18 protein-coding genes are annotated in these 17,506 nt (G+C 33.6%); all 18 read right to left on the bottom strand.

Translation table 11 applies throughout. From position 1 onward, the window contains the following. Positions 1-41 precede the first annotated feature (41 nt). Genes HHK02_RS06535 through HHK02_RS06450 form a run of 18 tightly spaced genes read right to left on the bottom strand, consistent with a single transcriptional unit; the run spans position 42 to position 17,465 of the window. Positions 42-977, bottom strand: a complete 936-nt coding sequence (locus HHK02_RS06535) for a glycosyltransferase family 2 protein (protein ID WP_085650430.1) — start codon at positions 975-977, stop codon at positions 42-44. Continuing rightward, positions 978-2,525 (bottom strand): glycosyltransferase family protein, encoded by a 1,548-nt coding sequence (locus HHK02_RS06530; RefSeq protein WP_181462180.1) that lies wholly within the window; start codon positions 2,523-2,525, stop codon positions 978-980. Then, positions 2,526-4,367 (bottom strand): DUF6020 family protein, encoded by a 1,842-nt coding sequence (locus HHK02_RS06525; protein WP_181462179.1) that lies wholly within the window; start codon positions 4,365-4,367, stop codon positions 2,526-2,528. Continuing rightward, complete coding sequence (locus HHK02_RS06520) at positions 4,368-5,495, bottom strand: acyltransferase family protein (RefSeq protein WP_085650433.1); 1,128 nt, start codon at positions 5,493-5,495, stop codon at positions 4,368-4,370. Beyond that, positions 5,496-6,506 carry a glycosyltransferase family 2 protein gene (locus HHK02_RS06515; RefSeq protein ID WP_085650434.1) on the bottom strand — a complete coding sequence of 337 codons (1,011 nt, stop codon included), beginning with the start codon at positions 6,504-6,506 and terminating at the stop codon, positions 5,496-5,498. Then, the gene (locus tag HHK02_RS06510) at positions 6,507-7,949 is read right to left on the bottom strand and encodes a flippase (RefSeq protein WP_181462178.1); all 1,443 of its coding nucleotides are present in this window, start codon (positions 7,947-7,949) and stop codon (positions 6,507-6,509) included. It abuts the gene before it with no gap. Next, the gene (gene glf / locus HHK02_RS06505; RefSeq protein WP_085650436.1) at positions 7,950-9,068 is read right to left on the bottom strand and encodes a UDP-galactopyranose mutase; all 1,119 of its coding nucleotides are present in this window, start codon (positions 9,066-9,068) and stop codon (positions 7,950-7,952) included. Beyond that, positions 9,069-10,142 carry a glycosyltransferase gene (locus HHK02_RS06500; RefSeq protein WP_181462177.1) on the bottom strand — a complete coding sequence of 358 codons (1,074 nt, stop codon included), beginning with the start codon at positions 10,140-10,142 and terminating at the stop codon, positions 9,069-9,071. Next, on the bottom strand, positions 10,143-11,165 hold the full coding sequence (locus HHK02_RS06495; RefSeq protein WP_181462176.1) for a sugar transferase: 1,023 nt from the start codon (positions 11,163-11,165) through the stop codon (positions 10,143-10,145). Further along, positions 11,166-11,786: a YveK family protein gene (locus tag HHK02_RS06490; RefSeq protein WP_181462175.1), complete on the bottom strand. Its 621-nt coding sequence runs from the start codon at positions 11,784-11,786 to the stop codon at positions 11,166-11,168. Then, the gene (locus HHK02_RS06485; protein WP_085650242.1) at positions 11,787-12,983 is read right to left on the bottom strand and encodes a hypothetical protein; all 1,197 of its coding nucleotides are present in this window, start codon (positions 12,981-12,983) and stop codon (positions 11,787-11,789) included. Beyond that, a complete protein-coding gene (locus HHK02_RS06480; RefSeq protein ID WP_181462174.1) occupies positions 12,984-13,631 on the bottom strand; it encodes a sugar transferase in 648 nt (215 codons plus the stop codon). Further along, positions 13,632-14,561 (bottom strand): glycosyltransferase family 2 protein, encoded by a 930-nt coding sequence (locus tag HHK02_RS06475; RefSeq protein ID WP_181462173.1) that lies wholly within the window; start codon positions 14,559-14,561, stop codon positions 13,632-13,634. It lies immediately after the preceding gene. Then, positions 14,562-15,329, bottom strand: a complete 768-nt coding sequence (locus tag HHK02_RS06470) for a DUF4422 domain-containing protein (RefSeq protein ID WP_078009368.1) — start codon at positions 15,327-15,329, stop codon at positions 14,562-14,564. Beyond that, a complete protein-coding gene (recX, locus tag HHK02_RS06465) occupies positions 15,330-16,124 on the bottom strand; it encodes a recombination regulator RecX (protein ID WP_181462172.1) in 795 nt (264 codons plus the stop codon). Next, entirely contained in the window at positions 16,125-16,340 is a 216-nt protein-coding gene (locus tag HHK02_RS06460; protein WP_003664412.1) for a DUF1659 domain-containing protein, read from the bottom strand. Beyond that, positions 16,341-16,568, bottom strand: coding sequence for a DUF2922 domain-containing protein (locus HHK02_RS06455; RefSeq protein ID WP_003670642.1), 228 nt, complete (start codon positions 16,566-16,568; stop codon positions 16,341-16,343). After that, entirely contained in the window at positions 16,569-17,465 is an 897-nt protein-coding gene (locus HHK02_RS06450) for a YihY/virulence factor BrkB family protein (RefSeq protein ID WP_181462171.1), read from the bottom strand. Positions 17,466-17,506: the final 41 nt, after the last annotated feature.

Here is a 17,506-nt window from a genome sequence, read left to right as displayed (position 1 = left end):
CCTTTTTATTTACAGCATTACCTACCCTAACATAACTACAATTAAAAAAACTTACGTACTTCTTGCAATCTAAATTCAAATTCCCTTCTCTCCTGCCGTTGAATAGCATCTAGTGTTAATCCACTGTAAAAAGAGATTATAGCTGCTATTGCGCAAAAGCCACATATAATAAGTGTCGGCATGTTTGCAACAACTCCAGTCATCCTATATGGAATCCATACACGTGGAATAAATACTGCTATCGATATGATCATCAGTATTAACGATAGTATACCGTAGAAATTAAAGGGCTTATGATTCCGGTATAAAGTAAATATTAACCTAAGAACCCTAAATCCATCGGAAAAAGTATTTAGCTTTGAGACGCTTCCCATAGGCCGATCACGATAATCAATTACATAGTTTTTAATTGCCATATTATTCACTATAGCAAAAATACTCATTTCTGTTTCAATTTCAAATCCACGTGATAACACTGGATAAGTCTTGACAAACTCCAAACTAAAAGCCCGATATCCAGTCATAATATCCTTGATATCATTTTTAAAGAAAAAATTAATACTCCATCGTACTAGTTTATTACCGATCCCATGAAAAGCTCGCTTATTTTCAGTAAAATAGCTAGAACTAAGGCGATCACCAATTACCATATCATATTTATCTTTTAAAATGTAATTAGCCATTTTAGGTATTTCTTCAGCTGGATATGTATCATCACCATCAATCATAATATAGCATTCAGCATTAACTTCGCGAAACATTCTCCTAATAACGTTTCCTTTACCTTGTTTATGTTCATAACGAACAATTGCCCCAGCTTTTTTTGCAAGTTCTGCCGTATTGTCTGTAGAATTATTATCATATACGTAAACTTTAGAATTAGGAATTGACGAAACACTTTTCAGGCAATCTTCAACAACTTTTTTTATTGTTTTTGATTCGTTGAAACAGGGAATTAATATAGCAATTCTATCCACTTAACATTCATCCTTCCTTACATTTCTTATATAGTAAATATTATTTTTAAATATCTCAACTATATTCACAAATCCAATTCCTGCTAAAGTAGTAATGAATGGGAGAAATTGAATTAGGTATCTACTTCTTCCGCCTTCAAATAAAAGCAAAAATATCATTCCGCCACTTACTACATACTTTAATAACTGTACTTCTATTTGCGAATTCGGTAAAGTAGCTAAAATACACAATAGTACAACTATCCATAGACTTTGTACAATTAAACTATTCCCAGACCAATCCTTTCCTGAAGTATCCGAAACGTATGTTTTTTGAATTTTTGCTATCAAAGGATTCTTAGAATTCGAATATGGTATCAAAAAGCCAACTTCGCCACCATCATTTCGCCAACCAAAAGTAGCATCAGACGTATTAGAAATTTGTTTATTGAATAAAAACTTAGTATAGCCGAGCACTTGTTTCTCGTGCAATCTTTCTTTTATAAGGTTAATGTTCATTTGATTTCTTTTACTTTGATCTTTAATTTTTTCATTAAGCAAAACATCCTGTTCATTATATCCTCCACCTTGTGCTAGTCCCATTGCCATATAGTGTGTAAGAGTCATGGCTCTTTCCTTTTCAACTTTTACAAGACTGGTATGAGAAGCTGCACTGTTGAACACAGGAATTATAATTAACGGTAAAATTACGAAAATAATTAAAATAAAAAAATGCTTTTTGCTGATTTTTCTATTCGTCATCTCAACAAATCCCATTAATATCCAAGCAACCATATATACCATCAAACTCGGTTTTACTAAATAGGAAATAGCTAATAATGTCCCAAGCCCAAGGCATAGATAACCTTTTTTACCAAAATTAGATGTTCTTATAACACGATAACCCATTGCTAGGGTAATAGTACTAAAAAATAAGGCCCAAATATCACTATATGGTATTGCTATTAGTGGAGAAATAACTATTAAAGTCCAAAAGAAAAAAGCTGAGACTACAGATATTTTTTTGCCAAATGTTTTTTTTAGCGAAGAGAATAAAATAAGTAATGACGTATCCAATAACAGCAAGTTTATAATATTAAGAATCTTAGTTAGTGTTATTAATCTAGGGTGCCCTGCAACTATATAAACAAAATGCTCAAAAAACAGCAATAATAACGTATTTGGATAAAAAGAAAAATAGTCTTTTACCCAATAACTATGACCAGCAGCTGCTCTCACTATTATAGAAGGATCCCATGTAGTACTTCCAGCTAGCGACATCACAATCATAAATTGCCAAAGAATCGTAACTAGAAAAAATAGAACTAGAAAAACGCGTTTATTCAATACTATAAATTTTCTTATTTTCTTTGCCAAATAAACGCTCTTTCCCCAATATGTACCTATAAAAGCTATCAGCATTATCAAAACGATACTGATCAACACTATTAGTTTAGAGGATCTTCCAATAATAGTCGGTAAAACCACAATGGCACCTATTATAGATACTACAACTAAAATTACTAGAAAGAAATTAATTATTAGATTACTTAATCGAATTAGCTTCATTCATGCTCTTCCCTCCATCATTTTTTGACTCTCTGATATCATAATTCCAACACATAATGGAACAACTGAAACAATCGGGAAAGCATATCTATATAAAACAACAGGGCCTAGTAAAAATGTTCCTAGTAGGCTTAAAGTTAAAACTATTAGGAAAATATATTTTCTTTCCTTAAAAATAATCATCCACGCTGTAAAGAATAATAAGATAAAAACATTAAAACCAATGCTATCAATCATCGATATTACAGGAATACGCTGGTTTGGATAACTATTAACAAAATTAGTATAGAATTTATATAACGGTTTTAAGGCTTTAGGTGTTGCTACTCTTTCATGATGCCATGCTTTTTCATTTTTGTGTTCTTGCTTAACGTACGATGAATATTCTAAGAAATACTTGTAATAGCTTCTTCGATCCGGATAAGAGGTATCTGGGTACCAATAACCAATAGTCATCTTAGCAAAAGCATTCAAATATTCATTAGGATTTTGTTTTGCTAATTTGAACCATAATTTCCAAAAATTCTGTTTGTTTTTTATATACTGGTCGGAATTAAAACTAGACTTAAGTGGATCAGATAAAGACTGACAATTTTGAGATTCATACATTTTATAATTTGGAATATAAATTCTAACTTGATTTACCTCATCTGAAGTAATATCCAAATTTTTTTGTGACGCAACACTTGAAAGCTGCATAATTGGAATGCTCAAAGATTCACGTACCCTATCCTCTTTATCTATATGCCCATTTAGACTTCTTGTCACGGGGCCATTATAGATAACTGTTCCAAAAAGAATTGCAATACAACTTAATAGCAGCTCTTTTCGAATACTTTTTTGGAAAAGAAATGCGAAAACAAGAGAAAGCGTAATAACATATACGCCTTGATTTTCAAATATTAAATTAATGAGAGCAAATAAAACAAAAATGGTCCAATACTTTAACTTTCCGAACTTTAATAACCAATTTTTTCTTTCTAAATACCACAGGACTAGAATAATAAAACTAGCTGTATAAGGTACATTTTTTGTTACAGAAATCGACATTATGCCTATATATGGTGAAAGGCAAAAAATTACAAAAAAACATATACGAATAGCATAGTTTAAATTTATTTTTCGTAGATATTCTAATACTCGAGAATAAGCAAACGAGAGCCATAAGATTTGTAAAAACGTATAAATAAACAGTCCTTGTGTCTCGCCACCTAAAATATTTCTACCAATTTTTAATACAAAGAAAATTAGTAGTTCCGTATGTGCAAGTGGATGATGAAGATAAATTTCCCTAGTATTTAGATAACTTTGTAATTGGTATCCCGCATCATAGGCGTAATTACCTGGATAGGTAGCAAATAGTTCTATTAGCCAAAATATTATCATACCGAACCAAAGCAACTTCCACGTTTCCCTGCAATTGAAGAATCTTTGAAGGGCATTATTAGTAGAGAAAATAGAATTGAGCTGCGGAAGAGAAAGATATATATAATTAACTATTACAAACAAAAGAGGTAAATTCCCTATCACCTTTATCCATGTCTTTAACGACATGAAATTCACATTATTATACCGATATAAATTTACTCCAATAACTAGTAATATTGAATAAATAGTTGCCAAACATAAAAGAACGAATATTGATCTTCTTGAATTTTTTAAAAAATCAGTTGAACTATACAATTTGTAAATTACAACAAATAGTAAAACGGAACTCCAACTATTTGTATATGATAAACCTTGATTAGGATCTTTAATTAAGTATTGAAAAAACACAACTGCTTCAAAAGAAAGAATAAAAGCTAACAATTTATACAGACTTTTTCTATTTTCTTCTATCATCTATTTTCTTCTATCATTTTTCTTCCTTTCTTTTTTAACTAAGAAAGTCTTTAATTCACTAAAAGGGTGTTGCCGATGCATATAAAATGATCTTAAAAAAGGTATGTACGGCATCATTAACGCAATAATCGACACAAATAATATTCGGTATACAACACCAAAAGCAATGGCTGGTAAATAGCCGAAATGATTATTTACCATTTGAATAACCTTAGGCCATAATTGTACATAATCAAGATCAATTAAGTGGAAACATAATAAAATAAGAGACTGTTCTCCAAAAAATAAAAAGATCCTTTCAAACACCTCTATTACACTAGCAGTTAAGTTTTCTATATACATACTAAACTTCATAACTACTATACTTGACGTTATTCCAACTGGAAGCGCAATATAAATATTCGTTGCATTGACCCCTTCAAAATCAAATAGGTTAAAAAATGCATCCCAAATCCACAATAATAGCAGCATAACTATTACTAACCAATTCACCTTGGATAGAATATTATACTTTTTTATCAAATAACCTGACATGAGAAAGCACTGAGCTATTAACGCAGGTTGTACTGAAAACGGCAAAAAGAAATATTTAGCTGTTTGAACACCTACCAAAGTTAATAATATTATTACCATAACTTTGTATCGTACTTTTATTTTGAGTTTCATAATCAAATTAAAAATTTGATTAGCAATGAACATTGCCATTAAAAACCAAATAGCACCTATAGCTTTTATTTTTATAGATGTATCTGGAATAAAGACATCTCCACCTGCTCCATAAATAGCAGAGAAGAAAAAGTCTCTAAATGATGAACCCCTACTAGGCGCAATTATACTGTTAGGAACCATTCTGTAAAGGAACAATAAGATAAATCCAATCGCAACTGTTGCAATGTAAGGCATTAATAGGTTAAAAAAATTCTTTTTTTCTAGTGTTTTCTGATTTTGCTCATGATATAAATATCCACTTAGGATAAAAAAAATTGGCATATGAAAGGCAAAAAGGAAATTACCCAAATATCCAGGCCAATAGTTGCCTAACGAATGTCCTGCAACAACTGCAATAATAGCAATTCCTCTTGCAATATCAATCCATGCAATTCGTTTGTTTTTTGTATTGGTTTTCATTTAAAATCCATTTCCTTTTAAATTTAGTTTCCTCCAGAAGAAAGCGAAAAATGAAGGAAAGTAATAGTTAAGCCAATAAATTATTTTATCTCGGCTAGGTAAAATATCATTCTTTAAAAAGTCATAACGATACTTTTTTTGATTGTTTCTCAACTCATCCATCAATTTGGGAGAAATTTCTTTTTTATTAGGAGCTAAATAAATATTTCTGAGAATAGAGGTTGAACTCCATAGAATTGATGCATTAATGGCACTCACTACTTTAGGATAATTCATTGGCTCAACAATAAGTTTTATTAAACTATAAGTTTTTAAAACATCTAAGGATTCTTTTTTAAAATCACTACCGTACTTATTAGAATTAATTTGGCTATCAGAATTAACTATATAATGATATTTCACTTCAGGATTTAAGCTAATACGGCTACAATGAGATAAATATTTACAACAGAATAGTAAATCTTCAGCAATCTTAATCCCATTATCAAAGCTAATTTTATTCTCTCTTATAATGGATAATTTAAAAAGTTTATTCCATAAGTATCCTTCATAGCCGGTACTAATAAAAATATCATGTAATGCTTCTTCACGACTTAAGTTTTGCTTTGTACCTAATCCTTTAAAACGAACTATCCCATTTTTTTCTTCTTTGCAGTATCCAACAATTGATAAATCACACTGTTGTTTCTTATATTGATCCAACAATAATTCCAAGTAGTCCTTTTCGACATAGTCATCCGCATCTATAAAAGTCACATATTCCGAATTTGCCAATTCAAGACCTCGATTGCGCGTATCTGAAGCACCAGTATTAGATTTATTAACTACCTCTACTCTGTTATCATCTTTATATTCTAACAACTTATTTAACGTACCGTCTGTTGAACCATCGTTTAATACGATTATTCGATATTTTTCTTCAGTGGTTTGATTAAGTAAGCTATAAAGGCAACGATCAATCGTATTTATTGCATTAAATGCCGGAATAATAATGTTAATTTTCTCTTCCATTTAATTTTCTCTTCCATCTGTTCTTCTCTCTTTTAATATTTTCTTAACTTGATTTACTATTGGTGCACGTAAAACAATTATACAAATGATATAAATCAAGGCACCCAAAGCAACCTGTAATATTAAGTTAGCTATTGTCATATTCATAATATTATCAATTCTTGATACAACTAAATACATAAAAAATCCACTTAAAATATATCGCCATATAGGCGCAAATAACCGTCTACGTCGTATTGTTCCTTGAATATACCATAGCTGAACGGCTGTTACTGAAAATTCAGAAATTACAGTAGCTACTGCCGCACCATTTGCACCGTATCTTGAAATTAAAAAGAGGTTTGTAATAATATTGACTACCGCTCCAACAGTTACTGAAATAGTAAATTCGTGTTCACGATGAATTGGCATTAAATATTGGGTTCCCGTAACATTACTCCACGCAATCATCAAAATAGCAGGTGCTTCTAAAAAGATTACACCCCCAGTCGGCTCGTACTCATGTCCTAAAAACCAAGGTGCAAATTTATAGGCAATCGCCATTAAACCAAACATCATCGGAACTGAAACAGCAGTTACAAAGTCAAATGATTTATATAAACTATCTCTAACCCCTTTAACATCCCCAGAAGCAAACTTATTTGCGATGTGAGGGAGCATTACAGTTCCCGTTGCAGTAACTATTGCTAAGACCAATTTCACAATATTATCTCCAAAATTAAATTGCGAAACCGCTGCTTGCGGTGCCATGCGCCCTAGCATAATCCGATTAACCACTAAGTATATTTGAGTAGTGATTGTTGGAATGAATAATAACAAAGCTGGATAAAAATGTTTTAACGGATGCCATTCTTTAATTTTTACCCATTGAATATTTTGTCGTAAGTATGGCCATAATGTAAGACTACCCGCTAATTGAGCAAATCCTAATAGGAAGATATATTTCGCTAAATCGCCTTGATTACGAACCATAATAAAAATCAAGGCAATCGTAATTAATTTAACAATTGTATTTCTGGAAACAGTTTTCTTGAAATCTTCCATTCCCATAAAATACCACGAAACATCAATCCCGTAAGCAACAATCCATAAAGCTTGTAAGAGAAAATAAACCTTAAATGCGCTACTGAATAATAAAACCGCCAATAAGTATATTATTAGTGCAATTGAACTGGTAAAAATCTGAAGAGACATTATCCCCCAAAAAGTTTTTGACCGATTATATTTATCTCCTCGTTGATAGGCTATTTCTCGGTTACCATACAATGAAATTCCAAGTTGTCCGGCAAGATAGAAAAAAGTTACCCATCCATTCGTATAAGTGTTAATTCCGTTATTATTTGCGCCTAATACCCGTGATACATATGGAGTGGTAATCACTGGTGCCAACATTAATAATATTTGGTATCCCGCATTATATAAATAGTTTTTAATGACCTTCATTTATTCAAATTCTTTATTAACAGCCGTCAATGCTGCATGCAACACCTGATCCATGTTGTAATAACGGTATTGGCCTAACCGACCACCAAAAATAACATTATCAGCCTTTTCATCAGCTAACTTGGTATATTGCTTGTAAAGATCGTTATTCCGTTGATTGTTAATCGGATAGTATGGTTCATCACCACGGTGCCAGTCAGCAGGGTATTCACGAGTGATGATCGTTTTATCCTTATCACCCTTGCCGAACTCAAAGTGTTTATGTTCAATAATCCGTGTGTATGGTGTTTCGGCATCGGTATAGTTAATTACCGCGTTACCTTGATAGTTATCAACATTCTTTTCTTCAGTCTCAAAACGTAAACTTCGGTACTGTAACTCACCCAATTGATAATCAAAGAACTGGTCAATCATCCCAGTAAATACTATTTTCGGATAATCTTCAAGGTACTTAGCCTTTTGATCAAAGAAGTCAACACCAGTCTCAACATCAATTAAGTCACTATCAAGCATCTTCTCAACGATCTGAGTGTAACCTCCAATTGGAATCCCTTGGTAGGTATCATTAAAGTAGTTGTTATCATAGACCAAACGGACTGGCAGGCGTCGAATGATAAAAGCTGGCAACTCGGTAGCCTTTTGTCCCCATTGCTTTTCGGTATAGCCTTTGATCAACTTTTCATAGATATCACGACCAATAAGTGAAATAGCTTGTTCTTCAAGGTTCTTTGGTTCCTTGCCAGCCATTGCTTGTCGTTGCTCATTAATCTTAGCCATTGCTTCTTCTGGCGTACGAACTCCCCACATTTCACTGAACGTATTCATATTAAATGGCAGGTTATACATATGCCCCTTGTAGTTAGCCACAGGACTATTCGTATAGCGGTTAAATTCCGCAAATTGATTAACGTATTCCCAAACTTCTTTATTAGATGTATGGAAAATATGGGCACCATATTGGTGGACTTGAATTCCGTCTACTTCCTTTGTATAGATATTACCAGCGATGTGATCGCGCTTTTCAATTACCTTAACGCGCTTACCTCGCTTAGCAGCTTCGTAGGCAAAAGTAGCACCAAAAAGTCCAGCACCTACTACTAGATAGTCATAATTATTCATCTACGACCCAACTTTCATAATTTTTTCTACTGCTTTATTAAAATTTAATAAATACACCTCAGGCATAAATTTTTTTGAAGTTTTTTGAATCATTAATGGTGTAGGCATTTTTTTATTATCAATAATTTTTTGTATTATTTTTGTTAATTTTTTACTATTCCCTGATGGATAAAGTTCTCCATTATAATTATTAATTATATCTTCAGGGCCTGTACTAATATCAGCACTAATGCAATAAACTCCGTGAGAGATAGCTTCGCAAAGAACCATTGGTAATCCTTCATATTTAGAAGTTAATATTAGTGCAGTTGCTCTATTTATTACAGACCATGGCTTTTTAACAAAGCCATGCCATATTATATTTTTATCTACTCCCAATTTTCTTGCATACTCTTTTACTGGCGTCGCTTGAGAAGTATTCCCATATATATCTAGTTTTAGCTCCCCTTTTACACCAGATAATGCATTTAATAATTCTCGTAAATTTTTTTGGCCATCTAGCATTACTCTACCAATATAAAGAAAATGTGGAGTGCTTTGTGGCCTGTTAATCAAACGTAAATTAGTTGTTATCGGATTAAAAATTAAGAAAATCCTATTTGAACTAATTCCACGTTTTTTAAGCTGTTCTTTTATCCCAGAACTAATAGCTAAATAGTAATCTGCAGAGTTTAAAAATATATGCTTAATAGGCTTTTGATCAATCGAATAGTGATACCAGGCAATCACAGGTGTCTTCCTTTTTAATAGCTTTAAACTCTTTTTGGCTAAATACCAAATCACTGGATTAGTTGATATAACAAAATCAGGATTTTCTTTTCTCAAATAGTTAAAGATATTAAGCGGCATAATCGTTAACGCATATAAATCACGTAAAAATCTTCGCTTACTAATCCACTTAATATCTATTTTTACGTTTTCTGCCCAGCTATAATCAAAGCTTCCACCAATAGAGTATACTTTTAACTCAAAAGCTTGTTCTGACATTAAACGTGCCTTAAACAAATTTTTTATAACCGTTTCTGTTCCACCAAATCCAGTCATAAATGGTACAATTATGATCCCTTTTTTCATTTACCAAATAATTGCTTCGATGTTTGCAATAGCTTTTTTTATATGATTACCATTTCTTAAGTCATTTGAAAAAGATAACGCATTTTTCTTGACTAAACTAAAATCACTCTGGGTTATACTACTTAATAACCCTGGTAATTCATAAAGGCTACTAATAGTATATCCTAGCTTATTTTTAGAAATAATGCTTGCTATCGCAGCTTTATTCCAAACAATAATTGGAATACCCGTACTTAAATAAAGTGATGCCTTATGTGGACAATTATACTGTAAATATTCACCATACATTCCATTGCACTCTTCAGCACTAGAGCCATCCCAAATCAAACCAAAGTTTTCTGTTAAATGGGCAGGCAATTCTTCAGGAGAATAAACTCCCTTATATTTAACATCGTTATCCGTCACTCCACTAAAATTTGGTCCATAAACATCCAATGAAATCTTTGCTGGAACTTTAGACAAAAATTGAGCCTTTTTTAAATTTCCAGCAAAACAAAGTGTCTTTGTATATTGATAATTATTGTTAACAGATTGAGGATTTAAATAATCAAATAATCCTAATATAACCATCGGAGTTGTAATTCCATTATCTTTAATCCACTTTGCCATTGTATTATTATGAACTATCAGGCCATCAACTTGTTTTAACCAATTAATTTCCTCCGGTTTATACGTTGGATCATCCTTATAAGATCTTAGAGATTCTAAATCATGAATAATCAAAATTAATTTTGCCTTTGTATAAGCACGAATATCTCTAATAAACGCATTCATTAAGGCTCGTGAATAGGTTGGAAATTGAAAGAAAATTTCATCTGCTTGTAAATTTTTCATTAATCTAGGAATATTCCAATTGATATATTTAAATTTTAATAATTTTGAATGCCAGTTAAATCTTAAATTAATTACTTGAAATCCCTCTTTTTTTAAAATCTTATCAATATCTGTTTTAGCTTTAGGACCAGCATTATTTTTATCAATTTCATTAACAGAAATAATTACTCTCTTTTTTTCATTAGGCACTCATTTTAAATTAAATTCTTTAGACGTAATAAAAACAAAGGAAATAATTAAACCAACTAAGCCCCCCAAGGCAACTCCGACAGCTACATGCTTTTTTATTGAAGGAGATGTCTTACTTGAAGTATCACTTTTCGTTGCTTTATCAACAATTCTTACATTTTCTACACCTGGCTGTACCTTAGGCAATTCTTTGACAAAGGCTTTAGCAGATGCATTTGCGATTGTTACAGAATCTTCTTTGGATTTTGTAGTTGCTTCTAATGTAAGTACTAATGATTGTGGTTGAGTTTTAGCATCAATCGCACTATTTATATCATTTTGTGAATAATCTTTTTTCATTTTTGAAGAAAGATACTGCCGAGCTTCTTTAGAAACAGTCATATTCTTTGCAATTTCTTCATATGTTGGCATCATACTTAAATCTGCATTGACGATATTGTCCTGACTCTTATTATCATTAATCTTTAAGTCATGGGAAATGACAATATTAGTTTTAGCAGTATACGTTGTTGATTGATGTCTTTTTGCACGAATCCCCATTATTCCTCCTCCAAGGATCGCCAAAACTATAATTATAAGTAAACTCTTCCAAAAATTTCTATATAAAGTTTCAGATTTCACTCACGATTTTCCTCCAATAATGTTCTTAGACTTGTCTTTTGCATAAACCTCTGCTAATAGCGCGATCAAAAACGGATCATAACTAACATCAAGAAGCCTTTGTTCTACAACTGCGCTAATGGATATAACTACTAAAACTGTCGCAAGAGCATATTTCTCATTGCTAATTGACCGAAACGAGATAAACGTCATTATTCCTAAAACAATTAAAAGTGCAATTATTCCATATAAAATCATAATCCGAATATATGATGAGTCAATAAAAAAATATTTACTTTGATTTGTCATAAACATTCTCATCCCAGTTGTTCCTCCCCAACTATGTTCAACCATATGTTGCCCAAAGATGGAAAAACCATACTGCTCAAATCCCTTTTTTCCAAGAGCTAACCTACCGGATAATAAGCTATTTATCTTTTCTAGAATTAAATTAGATTTATTGTAGAAGTAGGTTATTAAAAAAATTATATATGCTGATAATATTGGAACTGACCAGTAGTAATTAGCTATCTTTTTTGCAAACTTCTTTCCTCGTTGTGCCGCTTTACCTATTATCATAACAGGAATTAATAATAGGAGTGATACGGCACTTAAACGAGCATCACAAAAGTAAATAAGTAGATATGCAAGTAAACAAAATACAAAATAGCTTTTTATTGATATTTTCTCAAAGAATAAATAACAGTATGCTAAAACAAAATATAAAACATGTGCAGCAAAGTCTGTTGGGTAAACAACACCAAATGATTGTCTAATTGTTCCAGTGGTTTGTCCTCTGCGATAAACCAAATTCTGAATTACACCGGTTAATGAGCTGAATACAGCAAGTGTTAATATAATTATTCCTACATAAAAGTACAAATAAATAATTCTATCAAAGTTTACTCCTCTAGCACCAAGAATAAAAATTCCCATTGAAAATAGCATAAAATCTGAGGAAGTTCGCCATGTAAGTACTAAAAAGCCTAAAACAAATATATCTATAAGGAAATTTTTTATTGTTTGTTGATCAATAAAAAATAATTTAAAAATTATCATCCCCAATGCAATATACGAAAACATATGAAACGTATTTTTAGCGAAAAAATCCATAAAAGTTGTAAATTGTAAGAAAAAATCAGTGAAATAAAATACAAATGCAACTTCATAAATTAATTGGCCATTTATATAGAATTTATTTATTTTTAAATTATTCACCTAATACGCGCCATCACGCTTAAAAATACTAATAATGTTCTTAAACATTATCTTTGTATCAAAAGCAAGTGAAGCCTTATCAACATACTCTAACTCGACATCACAGCGTTCTGGATATGGAATGTTGCTCCGACCACTCGATTGCCACAATCCCATTGCACCTGGTTTTACTGATAAAAACTTATCAACCCGATCACCATATTCTTCAAGTTCTTTTTTTACAATAGGTCGGGGGCCAATAATGCTCATATCGCCACGCAAGATATTGATAAACTGTGGAATTTCATCAATTGATGTTTTTCGTAACCACCGACCTAAACGGGTAATCCGTGGGTCTTCTTCTGGCTCCAGTTTATAGTTATTGGCAACATATTTATCATACATTTCTGGATCATTTTCTAAAATCTTATCCGCATTCACAATCATTGACCGAAACTTATAAATCTTAAATGGTTTGCCATGCCAACCAATTCGTTCCTGCTTATAAAATAATGGACCTTTGTTATCACCAAACCGATTCATTATAAAAATAGTCAGAAAGACTGGACTAAAACCAATCATTGCTAATGACGACAGCGTAATATCAAAGAACCTTTTCCAGAAAAGGTATCCCTTTGATTGTTGTTTAATTTTTACCTTCTCATTCATCTACTTTTTCTCTTTAATAATATAGATCGGTCGCTTCTTTGTTTGCATGTAAATACGACCAATATACCGACCAATTATTCCTAAACATAATAACTGAATGCCGCCTAAGAATAAAATAATACAAACCATCGATGCCCAGCCAAAGGCACTACTGGATGGTTCTACAATCTTCCTAATTAAAACAACAACCATTCCGATAACTGAAACAAAAGCCGTAAATCCGCCAATCCACGTAGCAATCGCTAATGGTGCTTCAGAAAAATCAGTAATTCCATCAATCGCATACTTAAACAGTTTCCAAGTCGACCAATCAGTCGTTCCAGCAACTCGCTCAACATTTTTATAAGGAAGGTACTTAGTCTTAAAACCAACCCAGTTAAAAATTCCTTTCGAAAAACGATTATACTCCGTCAATGACAATACTGCATTAACCATCTGCCGAGTCATCATCCGATAATCACGGGCCCCTGAGACAATCTTCGTATCAGAAATCTTGTTAATGACATTATAGAACTGATCTGAAAGGAAAGACTTAAACTTCGCCTCTCCTTTTCGATCAGTCCGCCGCATTCCCACACAGTCATACTCGCCAGTTGAAATATCCTGATACATCTCAGGCAAATATTCTGGCGGATCCTGTAAGTCGGCATCCATTACAACTACGTAATCCCCAGTGGCTGCCTGTAACCCAGCGTACAGTCCTGCTTCCTTTCCAAAATTACGGGAAAAAGAAACATAGTGAACCCGCTCTGGATCTTGTTTATGCAACTTTCGCATTTCAGCTAATGTGCCATCACTCGATCCATCATTGACAAACCAATATTCTGTTTCTACTGGCATCTGTTTAACCACTTTTTTAACTGCCGGGTAAAAAAGTGGAATAGTTTCTTCCTCATTATAACAAGGAACAACTATTGACAATTTTGGCATTTAATGTTCACCATGGCCGGTGACTTTACGTTTTAAGAACTTCGCAATCTTTAATGGCCAGTTTTGCTTTTCAAGAAATACCCGGTTAACCTCCACTGTCTTGTATTGCGGATTAGTCAACAACCAAGTATCGAGTAAAAGCTCACTCAAAAAACCAAACACCCGTTGCTCATATGGTGTGTAGTCAGAATAATCAACTTTTTTCTCAACTTCGCCTAAAACATCAAACAGCCAGGTACAATATTCGTCCAACGGCTGCTTCTTCATAATCATCATGTTGAAATAATGAGCCGATGTCTGTTTCATTACCTTTTCAAAAGCAGGTAAGTACTGGGGATATTTCTCCTTTAACACCTGCCGCGTAATTTCAAGCGGTGCGTGCTCATGAACATGGAGGTAATGTGATTCATTTGTTTCGATATAGTAATGCCGCTTCTTTGGCAAGATTACATCAGCATCTTTCAACAACTCTTCAACTTGTTCATGATTGAGGAGAGTTGAAAGATCCTTTGAGTGTCCCATCGTTAAGTAACGACGGTAGTGGACTAATCCTAACGCATCCACATCAAGATTTTTCCATCCCCAGTACAAAGCTGTTAATTCATTGTAGTGCGGATTCTTTTTTGAAATATTATCTCCGGTGTTATCACCCTGAAATGTATGGTTAACAGTCGGGTGAATCTCTTTACCAACAAAAACTGGTAAATATATTGGATCATCTGGCATCCGATAATTTTTATGGACAGCCACTAAGATTTTAATATTCACTTATTGGAAATCTTGCGTAGCTAACCAGCTTTGGACATCGTCAAGGTCAAAACCCTTATGATACATTGCCTGCTTAAAATGCTGCTCACGCTCGTAGCCTTGGTAACGGCGAGTCCGATGCCATTGCTTCGCTGCTTCTTTTGCTAAAAGGTCGTTCTCTTGCTCCAGATCAGGTTGTGGAACAACTTCATCCTTAATCATTTCATACACACTACTAGAGAAGCCTTTTGTCATAACCCCCTGTTTTACTTTTTGTTCTCGTCGCCGCTCTGGCTGGTTTCGATAACGGCGAAATAACTTTCCAGCTAACTTTTTTGCCAATTCTGCTTGAACTTCGGGAGTAAATTGCGTTAAAGCATCATCAATATCGTTTTCGCCAATCCCTTTTTGTCGTAAGTATTGACGAATTACCCTAGGGCCCTTTAAGTCTGTATTAATCATCGTGCGGACATAGGAAGCTGCATAGGCATGATCATCGATTAACTGTTGACCGCGCAGCTTTTTCAAGATTGGCTCAACAAACTCTTCTGGCGTATCAATTTCTTTTAGCTTCTTAATGATATCGCTTTCCGTCCGCATCTGGTAAGAAAGGTAATCAAGCATCCGAGAATATGCCTTTGCTTGCTGATCAGCAGTCGCAATGGCTGCGATTTGCTTTTCATCTAGCTCGGTTCCCTTCATCAAACGGAACTGAATCAAAACACTTTCTGCAACCGGAAAAGCATACTTACCATCAAGGTATATGTTATATCGACCCTTCCGTTTTTGTGCCTCAATTTTCGAAATTTTTGCCATTTAGTTGTTCAATGCGACTTGACTAGTAACGATAATATCTGTATCAAGGCATTTTTCAGCAGTAAGCATTTCAATTGCTGCACTAAATTGTGCTACCTGCTCATTAGTGACTTCCTCAATAATGTTGTTAAAGGGATGTTTAACGCCCTTGGGATGTTCACTGTTAGTGAGGGTGAGTTGAATTTTAGCGGACTTGAAATTACGAACCATTTGCATTTACTTTTGTTCGTCGTTAAAGATAACGGTAGAAACAGTATCAATGTATTTTGCAGAAAGAGGTTGCTGATAAATATCTTCGCCTTCTTTAGTAAAAAGGTGGGTTTGTGCAATTTCTTGCATTGCCTTCCGAACGGTTTCGGCATCAAGATCACCACTGGCATAGTTCAACTTTAATGAATGCTTTTTACCAAGACTACCCTTGAAAGTTAAGCTTAATGTACGCATCTAGCCTCCATTTTTGTTTGTACTCTTTCTTTCTACCAGTTGCCAAAAGTGTTTCTTGGCGTGCAATTCACCTTCATGGCATTCTTGCAAAGCAGCATTGAGAGCCGCCCCCAGCATGATGATATAGCCAGAAAAGTCAAGCCATACCATCATGGCAATAAAAGCTCCAATTGTCTTGTAGGAAATTACCCCGTGACTAAATAATAAGGTATAGAACGAGAATAAACGTGATAATCCCATCCATAACAAAGACGCCAAGAATGACCCAGCAAGTGCATAGCGCAACCGAACCTTCGCATTAGGAACAAAGTAATACAAAAGAGCAAGAGCAATAAATAAGACGCCAAATGTTACTGGCCATCTTAATGAGCTAAACAATAAAATGTAGTCACGCCGAAAATTAAAAATCGGCTGAATACTCTTTAGGACTTGTTCACCAAAACCGTACAAAATAATAATAATAAAAATAATTACCAATAATACAATCATCCAAATAAACGAGACGATTCGGTTCATCACCGGATTCTGATTTTCCGCAATCCCATACGCATGATTAACGCTGCGTTGAAAAGCGGCAATTCCCTGACTGGTCGACCAAAGAGCAATCAAGGCCCCAGTTGTCAGGATACCACCACTCCCTCGCCGTAAAAAATCATAGATTAACGGCTGGATAAAGCTATAGACAGATTCAGGAATTGCAGTTGAAAGGTAGGCTAAAATCGTCTTAGCATCAATTCCAATCATTGGTAATAAATTTCCTACTACCATCACGGCCGGAAAAATAGATAGCAAAGTATAGTAAGCTAAGACAGCAGCAGAACTTGAAATCTGGGCCATTGTAATATGTTGGATTAATAACGCAATAAAAGTCTTCCCTTTGCCCGGTTCCTTGTCCATGGCTGGGAGAAAACTTTTGTTTTCTCTCAGCCTCAATTACT

Source organism: Limosilactobacillus reuteri (assembly GCF_013694365.1).
GTDB lineage: Bacteria > Bacillota > Bacilli > Lactobacillales > Lactobacillaceae > Limosilactobacillus > Limosilactobacillus reuteri_E.
Note: the sequence above shows the minus strand (reverse complement) of the source record. Positions and strands in the feature narration are given on the sequence as shown.

Excerpts from the sequence above, each read along its gene's own strand:
- HHK02_RS06525 (WP_181462179.1), bottom strand. The coding sequence starts at position 4,367 with ATGATAGAAGAAAATAGAAAAAGTCTGTATAAATTGTTAGCTTTTATT.
- HHK02_RS06480 (WP_181462174.1), bottom strand. The coding sequence starts at position 13,631 with ATGAATGAGAAGGTAAAAATTAAACAACAATCAAAGGGATACCTTTTC.
- HHK02_RS06475 (WP_181462173.1), bottom strand. The coding sequence starts at position 14,561 with ATGCCAAAATTGTCAATAGTTGTTCCTTGTTATAATGAGGAAGAAACT.
- recX (WP_181462172.1), bottom strand. The coding sequence starts at position 16,124 with ATGGCAAAAATTTCGAAAATTGAGGCACAAAAACGGAAGGGTCGATAT.
- HHK02_RS06510 (WP_181462178.1), bottom strand. The coding sequence starts at position 7,949 with ATGAAGGTCATTAAAAACTATTTATATAATGCGGGATACCAAATATTA.
- glf (WP_085650436.1), bottom strand. The coding sequence starts at position 9,068 with ATGAATAATTATGACTATCTAGTAGTAGGTGCTGGACTTTTTGGTGCT.
- HHK02_RS06450 (WP_181462171.1), bottom strand. The coding sequence starts at position 17,465 with ATGGACAAGGAACCGGGCAAAGGGAAGACTTTTATTGCGTTATTAATC.
- HHK02_RS06500 (WP_181462177.1), bottom strand. The coding sequence starts at position 10,142 with ATGAAAAAAGGGATCATAATTGTACCATTTATGACTGGATTTGGTGGA.
- HHK02_RS06515 (WP_085650434.1), bottom strand. The coding sequence starts at position 6,506 with ATGGAAGAGAAAATTAACATTATTATTCCGGCATTTAATGCAATAAAT.
- HHK02_RS06460 (WP_003664412.1), bottom strand. The coding sequence starts at position 16,340 with ATGCAAATGGTTCGTAATTTCAAGTCCGCTAAAATTCAACTCACCCTC.
- HHK02_RS06455 (WP_003670642.1), bottom strand. The coding sequence starts at position 16,568 with ATGCGTACATTAAGCTTAACTTTCAAGGGTAGTCTTGGTAAAAAGCAT.
- HHK02_RS06520 (WP_085650433.1), bottom strand. The coding sequence starts at position 5,495 with ATGAAAACCAATACAAAAAACAAACGAATTGCATGGATTGATATTGCA.
- HHK02_RS06530 (WP_181462180.1), bottom strand. The coding sequence starts at position 2,525 with ATGAAGCTAATTCGATTAAGTAATCTAATAATTAATTTCTTTCTAGTA.